4 protein-coding genes are annotated in these 8,137 nt (G+C 53.2%); 1 reads left to right on the top strand and 3 read right to left on the bottom strand.

Annotated features, from left to right (window positions below; all coding sequences use genetic code 11):
- Nucleotides 1-356 precede the first annotated feature (356 nt).
- From SBI19_RS21265 to SBI19_RS21255, 3 genes are read right to left on the bottom strand one after another with little or no spacing between them, the layout of a single operon-like run.
- Entirely contained in the window at nucleotides 357-797 is a 441-nt protein-coding gene (locus SBI19_RS21265; RefSeq protein ID WP_317971526.1) for an SRPBCC family protein, read from the bottom strand.
- 12 nt (nucleotides 798-809) lie between these two features.
- The gene (locus SBI19_RS21260) at nucleotides 810-1,241 is read right to left on the bottom strand and encodes an SRPBCC family protein (RefSeq protein WP_317971525.1); all 432 of its coding nucleotides are present in this window, start codon (nucleotides 1,239-1,241) and stop codon (nucleotides 810-812) included.
- A gap of 2 nt (nucleotides 1,242-1,243) precedes the next feature.
- Nucleotides 1,244-1,753 (bottom strand): MerR family transcriptional regulator, encoded by a 510-nt coding sequence (locus tag SBI19_RS21255; RefSeq protein ID WP_317971524.1) that lies wholly within the window; start codon nucleotides 1,751-1,753, stop codon nucleotides 1,244-1,246.
- A gap of 476 nt (nucleotides 1,754-2,229) precedes the next feature.
- On the opposite strand from SBI19_RS21255, the gene SBI19_RS21250 reads away from it, so the two are divergent.
- On the top strand, nucleotides 2,230-8,004 hold the full coding sequence (locus SBI19_RS21250) for a DUF7507 domain-containing protein (protein ID WP_317971523.1): 5,775 nt from the start codon (nucleotides 2,230-2,232) through the stop codon (nucleotides 8,002-8,004).
- Nucleotides 8,005-8,137 lie beyond the last annotated feature (133 nt).

Below are 8,137 nucleotides of genomic sequence, written 5' to 3'. Positions count from 1 at the left end.
ACATTGCTCGAACGTGGCAGGGCATTTGACGGGGGAATGTCACATTTATTCGGCTCGGGGCGAGGCTGCGGCACGTTTAAGCGGGGTTCTACCACGCTTAATTCGGCATGCGGCACATTGCTCGAACGTGGCAGGGCATTTGACGGGGGAATGTCACATTTATTCGGCTCGGGGCGACGCTGCAGCACGTTTAAGCGTGGTTCCGCCACGCTTAATTCGGCTTGTGGCAACATTGTTCGATCGTTGGTGCAGCTCAAGATGGGGGAATGTCACACTTAAACCACCTCGCACCGCCCAACCAAACGACGAGCATATAAAAAAGCAGCCGAGCACTTCTACTCGACTGCTTGGCTCATCTATTCACTCGTTAACAACGCTCCGAGCCGATCGAAGTTCTGCTCGTTGCCTTCGATGCAAATCGCCTTCACCTGCTCGAATACCTTGGCGCTCTTGAAAATCTGACGGAACGAAACCAATGTACCGCCATTCGCATCCTCGAAGGTTGCCGTTACTTGAAATTCAGGAGCGCCATTGTGTGTAAGAACGATGCGTTCGTTAGGTACGAGCTCGACGAACGTAATGTGATTCGGGTAATCAACACCGTTCGGTCCATGCATCGTGAAGCGCCAGTCTCCGCCAGGCCGCGGGTCGAATTCATGGAACGTATTCGCGAAGCCGCTTGGCCCCCACCAACGAGCGAGCAGCTCAGGCGTCGTCCACGCTTCGTAAACCCGTTCCTTCGTTACGTCGAATTGACGTGACGAGATGACCCCGTTCTCTACAATAATCGCAGTCATTTCCTCGCCCCTTTAAAGTGATTTGCCGAGCGCGTCCAGCATCTCGCCCGTGCCGTGCTCGCGAATTTCCGGCGTATCGTGCCCATCGAAGAACGCTCCCTGTTCGGTGAAAATCAGCTTCGTGCCTTCTTCTACTGGAATCAATTCAACCGTTGTAAGGGATGCGGAGATACGTGTCTCCCCCATATCCAGCGTATAGGTGTAGACGATCCGCTGCTCGGGCACGATCTCTTGGAAGCAAGCGTCGAATGTGAAGACCGGCCCTTCCGGCGGACCCCCGCTGCTGTATTCGCGTCCGCCGACGCGGAAGTCGAACACGTCTGCCTTCGAGAACCACTTGGCCTTGGCCTCTGGATCGGACCAAGCTTGATAAACACTTGCCAGAGAAGCGTTATAGGTACGCTCCACCGTGAATGTTGCGTGTTTGACGAATCGTTCGGACATCGTTATTCCTCCTTCGAATGGTTGCTCTGTTCATGGTCGCGGACAATAAAACTTCCCAGCGCATTCAGCCGATGCTCCCAGTTCTTCTGGCGCTCTATTACGACCTTCTCGTGACTGACCCGCATCGCCTGCAGCAGTCCCGTGAAATCATCAACCGTCAGCGGGGCTTGTCCCTGCATCCGCTTGGAGACGTGCTGAAGCTGCTCCAATAGCTGTTGCTGCTGCTGAATTTGCTCCTTCACCCTGGTCATCTGAAGCTTCACAATCTCTGCCGGGCTAATCTGCTTCCCCTCAAGCGCCGACTTGATTTCTTCAAGCGACAGCCCCAGCTCCTTCAGCGATACGATCTGCTGCAGCCGCGACAGATCGGATGCATCATACAGCCGATGGCCGGATTCCGTCTGGCCCGATGGCGAGAACAGCCCGATCTGATCGTAGAACCGAAGCGTTCGCACGGTAAGCCCCGTCAGCTCAGCCAGATCTCCTACTTTCCAATATGGACGTTGTGTCATCGCAGCTCCCTCGTTAGCGCTAACTTGTTTACCGGTATCTTCACTATAAAAGATGACGCAACGTAAGGTGCAAGTAGTTTCAGTAAAAATCCGAAAATAATTTCCCAAGAAATAACTGCAGCGCAGCAAAAAAGCCCTTGCATGCTGTACTTACAGCAGCAAAGGCTTGGTTTCTTACATCTTCATGATCAGAAGACTAATTCTGCCCAAACGCCAATAGACATGAAAGTGGATGATTGTCGTTCAGCATGCGTGTAGATGCAACTTCGTGAGGAGCACTACAAGAACCATACAAAGAGGGGAGGGCTAGGCCGAAGAAACGGGTACTCCCAATGTATTCACTAAGCTGCTCAGTAATGCCTCTAGTAACATTGATGGATTGATATGGCTCATCATGACCCTAACTCCGAGGTCTGTGTATGGACCAGACCAGATGATTAGCTAGGCAAACAAAATGATCTTTGAGGAGGATACCTATGTTACCGAATTCAACAAAGAGCCGGATGCCGTTCGGGGAATTTGCGAACTTCCCGCTGACCTTCGTACCCAATGTCGGGCAGACGCGTGATGAGATCCGTTTTTTGTCCAGTAAACCAGGGTGTCAGATTGGCTTCTCCTCGGATGAGGTCCTATTTGTATTTACCGGGAAGGATATACGGAATGAGTCGATCGGCACAGCGCTTTCCTTGCAATTTATCGGTGCCAGTAGATCCGCTCGCATCACTAGCCGTCGCGAGGACTCGAATAAATCCCATTATTTCATCGGTAACGATGCGTCTAAGTGGCGTACGGACCTGTCCAACTATCGGGAAATTGTCTACGAAGAGCTGTGGCCGGGCGTTGATCTCATCTTCTACGGTGACAACGGAAAATTCAAATACGACTTGGTCGTGAAACCCGGCGCCAATCCGAGCGACATCCGGTTTCAATACCGAGGCGCAGAACGATTATCCCTAAGTGAGGAAGGCGATCTTCAAATCCATACCTCGTTAGGCACGCTGGTGGAGGAGAAACCCGTCAGCTATCAGATCATCGATGGCCGCAGGGTTATGGTAGAGAGCCACTATCTCTTGCCTGTTGGGCAGGACGCTTGCACCTATGGCTTCGCAATCGAAAACGATTACCGGCCGGACCTTGAACTTATCATCGATCCGATGTTCCTGCTCTATTCTACTTATCTTGGCGGAAGCGATACGGATATCGGATTCGGCATCGCGGTCGACAATCAAGATAATGCCTATATAACGGGGCAAACCTTGTCGCTTGATTTCCCGATTGCCCCTGGAGCATTCCAGCCTGGCAAAGACGGAGCTTCAAGCGCATTCGTGACCAAAATAAACGCTGGCGGCAACGCACTCGTTTATTCCACTTATCTAGGCGGCAGCAGTTCGGATCTAGGGCGAGGCATTGCAATTGACTCCTCAGGTCAGGCGTATGTGACTGGGCAGACCCTTTCACCCGATTTTCCGATAACAGTCGGTGCATTGCAGCCATTCATCGGCGGAACGCAAGATGCGTTTGTCACCAAATTAAGCGCCAATGGCGGTTCGCTGATCTACTCCACCTTTCTTGGCGGCGAAGGCGTGGACACCGGTTTCGCTATCGCCGTTAATAGCATAGGAAACGCATATGTCGCGGGAGGTACGTCTTCCGTCAATTTCCCTGTCATCAACGAAATTCAACCTTTTATCGCGAATGAGCATGCTTTTGTTTCCAAACTGGACCCCTCCGGAAGCTCGCTTGAATATTCGACTCTTCTTGGCGGCCATGGGCTTGATGAGGCACGCGGAATCGCAGTCGATGGATCGGGCGACGCATACGTCACAGGCTCCACCACATCGCCGGACTTTCCGACGACACCGGGCGCTTTTCAGATTTCGCTGACGGGCGTCATAGCTGTCTTCGTATCGAGAATAAGTGTATCCGGCTCAAGCTTGGCGTACTCTACTTATCTGACCGGCAACGGGGACGATGAGGGCCGGGCCATAGCCGTTGATGAGCTGACTCAGGCATATGTGACAGGAAGCACCACTTCTTTTGATTTTCCGGCTACGCCTGGGGCATTCCAACCGGGTTATAACGGCGGGACGTCAGATGCTTTTGTTACCAAACTAAGTCCGGAAGGCAATTATCTGGTCTACTCGACCTTCCTAGGAGGCAGCGAATCGGACGCAGGCAATGGCATCGCGCTGCGAGGCGGCTTTGCCTACGTAACAGGAAGCACCACATCGCTGAACTTCCCTACCACGCCAGATGCCTTCCAGCCGTTCCCTCATGGCGGCGGAGATGCATTCGTTACGCAATTGAACATTCAAGGCAATGAAGTTGTGTTCTCTTCCTACATCGGGGGCAGCTCGAGTGATGTCGGCAATGCGGTTGCCGTGGACAGCACCGGCTGCGTTTTTGTAACCGGTCAGACGTTCTCCACAGATTTTCCGGTCACGCCTGGCGCATTCCAGCCGTTCTTGCACGGGGGCAGCGATGCCTTTGTAATCAGGATTTGTTTGAGCTTAGGAACGGGGATTATTAAGTTTCCAGACCGATTCGAAGTGCGCCGCGGCGAAACCGTGACCTATACGATTGAGATCCAGAACCCTAGCGCGGCAACGCTCACGAATGTTCAGGTTCGTGATCCGCTGCTCGGCATTCATGAAATCATACCGTTCATTCCACCTTTCGCCGTCCATGTCGTCCAATTTGAATTTATAGTCCCATTCGATCTGCCCTTGGGGATATTTACAAACAGGGTATTCGTCTCTTCCGATCAATTCGGCAACGGCGGCGAATCCGGAGAGCCGCTTACTGCCGATGCGGAAATTCTCGTTACAGGCACTCCATTCTTAGTTGCGCACAAGACCGTAAACCCGCCAGCGGCCTTCCCGGGGGATACCGTCTTCTTTACCATTACGCTGGAGAATCACGGTGACGCTGATCTGATCAATGTCCATCTTATCGATCCGCTCCTTGGACTGGACCACTTCTGGGGGATCATCGCACCCGGAGAAGTCGTTGTTATCGATTGGCCGTTTCATATTCCTCCGGATGCGCAAGCAGGAGTCACGATTGTTAATACGCTGACCATTACGGCCGACAACCTCCCTAATCCTGAAGAAATCGGAACGACGGTCGAAGTGCTGCCGGTTCCTAGGCTGGAAATTACGAAAACGGCGGATCGGAATGTCGTTTCCCCGGGCGAAGTTGTTAATTATACAATCACGATCAGCAATACAGGGAATGCGGACCTTACGAACATTCAAGTATTCGAAGACCTCACCGGGCAGAGCTTCCATTTTCCCGTGCTTGGCGTCGGGCAAACGATCGAGTTTCATGTACCCTTCTTCGTGCCGTTGGAAATCGAGCCGCTTACGTTTGTTAATACGGCAATCGCCTTCGCGGATCAAATCGGAGAACCTGTATCCGACAGCACGGAGGTGACGGTGCTCGTGGATCCGCGATTAGCGGTCCGCAAGATTCCGGATACACCTGCGGCAGTGATTGGACAGACGATTCAATACATTATTTCTTTAGAAAACTTTGGGAATGTGCCACTGACCAACATCAGAATATTCGATCCGTTCCTCGGGATCGACTTCGTTGTGCCTATCCTTCATGTAGGAGAAGTTCAGGATCACGGGTTCGCATTCACCATCCCCCGTGATACGCCGGTCGGTTCGGATATTTTTAACATTGTCACCGTTCAGTCCGATCAAACCGGCCCTGAGCAAGCCGAATCGATCGTTACGGTGGTAGGGACCGGTCTGTCGCTTCTGAAGGAGTCGAGCCTTGCTGCGGCAGAGCCTGGAGATACGGTGATCTATACGCTGACCGTAACGAATCTGCTCGATGTTCCTCAGACCAATGTTGTGCTGTTCGATGAGCTGCTTGGTCTTAACGAGACGATTCCCGTCCTGCTTGCGGGCGTGACGATCACCCGAACATTCTCGTTCACCGTTCCGGTCGATACAGCGCCAGGGACCGTTATCCTGAATACGTTCGTCGTCAGTTCGGATGAAACACCGCAGCAAGAAACGATTAACGAGGTCGTCGTGGTCGAGCCGCCTGGACCGGCGCTGCTCATTCAGAAGCTTCCGGATCGCAATTCAGCTGTACCGGGCGAGACGATCACCTATACGTTGACCGTGACGAATCTGCGCAGTTTCCCCCTGACGAATGTCGTATTAGTTGATGCCCTCTTGGGATTGGATGAGACGGTTCCAATTCTGCTGGCGAATGAAGTGATTACCCGGACGTTCACCTTCGCCGTTCCGACGGACGCCGTTGCCGGCAGCATCATTCGAAACACTTTTATCGTCAGTTCCGATCAATCGCCGCCGCTGGACACCGTTGCCGAGGTGACTGTTCTAGAGCCGCCGGGGCCTGCTCTGCTCATTCAGAAAGTCTCCGACCGCAATATAGCTGCACCTGGCGAGACGATTACCTATACGTTATCCGTAACCAATCTGCGGGACTTCGCTCAAACGAATGTTATGTTGACGGATACGCTGCTGGGGCTTAGCGAGACGATTGATGAACTGCCCGCTAACGTCACTATTACCCGAACCGTGACGTTCACCATTCCTGCAGGCGCAGTGCCCGGCACCGTCATTCGGAATACGTTCATCGTCAGCTCCGATCAATCGGAGCCGGCGGAAACGGTTAACGAAGTCATCGTTCAATTACCGCCAGAGCCGACACTTCTTATCCACAAGCTTCCTGACCGCAACACAGCAGTTCCAGGCGACACGATCACTTACACGTTGACCGTAACGAATCTGGTCAATCTTCCTCAGACGAACGTCGTGTTAACCGATGTACTGCTCGGATTGAGCGAGACAATCGCAGAATTGCCGGCGAACGCAACCATTACCATTGAGGTGACATTTGTCGTCCCTGCAGACGCAGTGCCCGGAAGCATTATTCGCAATACGTTAATCGCCAGCTCAGACCAATCCGTACCGACTGAAACTATCAATGAAGTGACCGTGGAAGAGCCTATCGTTCATGCGCTTCTTATTCAGAAAGTGTCCGACCGCAATACAGCCTCGCCGGGAGATACGATCACCTATACGCTGACCGTAACGAATCTGGTCGGCGTGCCTCAGACGAATGTCGTATTGTCTGATCCGCTGATCGGGCTGAACGAGACGATTGCAGAGCTGCCGGCGAATGCAACGGTTTCCTTAACATTGACGTTCATCGTACCAGTGAGCGCAGCACCAGGCAGCATCATCCGCAATACATTCATTGCCAGATCTGATCAATCGCCGCCGGAGGAGACCGTTAATGAAGTGACGGTGGTTCCTGGACAGGTGACGACGTTGACCGTTCGCAAACGTGCGGATCGGACTACCGCGGAGCCGGGGGAAACGATCCGTTACACCATTGAAGTGACAAACACCGGTGGTATTCCGGCAACCAACGTCATCGTACGCGACTCCTTAACTGGCCAGCAGTTCACGATTCCGGTCATTGCTGCAGGCGAGACGGAGAGAGTTAATTTCACGTTCACAGTACCGGCAGGCGCAACATTCGGCAGCATCATTGCCAACCGGGTGACCGTCACTTGGGATGAGCAAGCGCCTGGTTCGCCAGCGGAGCAGGACGAAGAGAGGGTAACGATTGCCGACCCTGTTGAGCTGCCGAATCTTGAGATTGAAGCGACGCCGGAAACGCCAAGACCGGGGGAGACAGTGGTCAAGACGATTACCGTCACCAACGTCACGGGCATTACGTTGACGAATGTGCTCGTCTCAGATTCCCTGCTTAACTTCCGAACGATTATTCCAACGCTTGCGCCTGGCGAGAGACGGGTATTCACGCTTCAGCTGCCGATACCGCCAGGAACGCAGGGAGGGACTCAATTCCGTAACATCGTTACGATTTTCTCTGACCAGACGCCTCCTCAGCAGCAGGAGGTCGTAATCACGGAACAGTCCTTGCCGAATGCTTCCTTGACCCAAACGGTCGAACCTCAAGTCGGAAGGGAAGGCGAGACCGTGATTTTCACCGTTCGCGCTTGCAATACGGGAAATGTACCGCTTATTAACGTTCGCATTAGCGCTCCGCTCCTCCGCCTGCAGCTCCTTATCGAAAGGTTGGAAGTCGGGGCATGCGAGACACTGCGAATACCATTCGTTCTCCCGGACGTCGAGGAGGACACCGTCATCGTTAGTCCGGCTTCGCTCACATCCGATAACGGGCCGACTCGTGAGGCAAGCGCATCGGTCATTGTTACAGCCGAAGAAGAGTAATATCAATAACTTGATCGGCCTGTCTATCCGACCAGATAAAGCCCTTGCACGAATCATCGGGGTAGCAGAACATTGGCAGCATAGCGTGCACAATGAACAGCCCACCGTTGGCGATCCGCCGATGGTGGGCTGT

Origin of the sequence: Paenibacillus sp. CCS19 (assembly GCF_033239625.1) — a bacterium.
Classification (GTDB): Bacteria; Bacillota; Bacilli; order Paenibacillales; family Paenibacillaceae; genus Paenibacillus_T.
This window is presented reverse-complemented; position numbering and strand designations above follow the sequence as displayed.

What these genes read in the sequence shown, in the direction of transcription:
- SBI19_RS21265 (WP_317971526.1), bottom strand. Translation starts at nt 797, where the DNA reads ATGACTGCGATTATTGTAGAGAACGGGGTCATCTCGTCACGTCAATTC.
- SBI19_RS21260 (WP_317971525.1), bottom strand. Translation starts at nt 1,241, where the DNA reads ATGTCCGAACGATTCGTCAAACACGCAACATTCACGGTGGAGCGTACC.
- SBI19_RS21255 (WP_317971524.1), bottom strand. Translation starts at nt 1,753, where the DNA reads ATGACACAACGTCCATATTGGAAAGTAGGAGATCTGGCTGAGCTGACG.
- SBI19_RS21250 (WP_317971523.1), top strand. Translation starts at nt 2,230, where the DNA reads ATGTTACCGAATTCAACAAAGAGCCGGATGCCGTTCGGGGAATTTGCG.